1 protein-coding gene is annotated in these 579 nt (G+C 62.9%); it reads right to left on the reverse strand.

The window, feature by feature from the left end; translation table 11 throughout:
* Nucleotides 1-122: 122 nt before the first annotated feature.
* The gene (gene tnpB / locus ACYVD0_RS22505; protein ID WP_460428858.1) at nt 123-458 is read right to left on the reverse strand and encodes an IS66 family insertion sequence element accessory protein TnpB; all 336 of its coding nucleotides are present in this window, start codon (nt 456-458) and stop codon (nt 123-125) included.
* Nucleotides 459-579: the final 121 nt, after the last annotated feature.

Raw genomic sequence — 579 nt, forward strand, 5'->3', positions numbered from 1 at the left:
CGCGCAGTTGTTCGGGAGTCAGGTGGTCGAAAGCAGAAGAAGTCATGACAACGATTCTGCCGGTTACGACGGCTCGCGACGATAGGTCGTTCGGTCAATTGCGCGCCATGTACGATCGCTGACTATAAAAGGCTGATTGCCGCGCGCGACCCGACCCGCTGCCAGGGCAGCCCCACCACCAGCGCCTGAAGCTGCTCGGCATTCAACCCCACGTGCGTCTCTTGCCAGTTGCCTGGCCAGACAAAGCGTCCCCGGTTCAGCCGGCGCGAGGCCAGCCAGACACCGAAACCATCGTGCACCAGCACTTTCAGGCGGTTGGCCCGTTTGTTGGCGAACAGGTAGGCGTTGTGCGGCTGAGCCGCACCGAAGACCGCCACCACCCTGGCCAGGGCCGTTTCCGTTCCGGCTCTCATGTCCAGCGGTTCGCTGGCGAGCCAGATGGCATCGATGCGGATCATTGCACTATCTCGCGCATGAACCGGGCACACCCCTCTGCATCGCCCGCAGGCCAGTGAACGGTCAAGGTTGTGCGCCGATGGGGGATATCGATGCGAATGTCCGCGCTGGAGGCATATCCGG

It is taken from the genome of Azotobacter armeniacus (assembly GCF_054779355.1).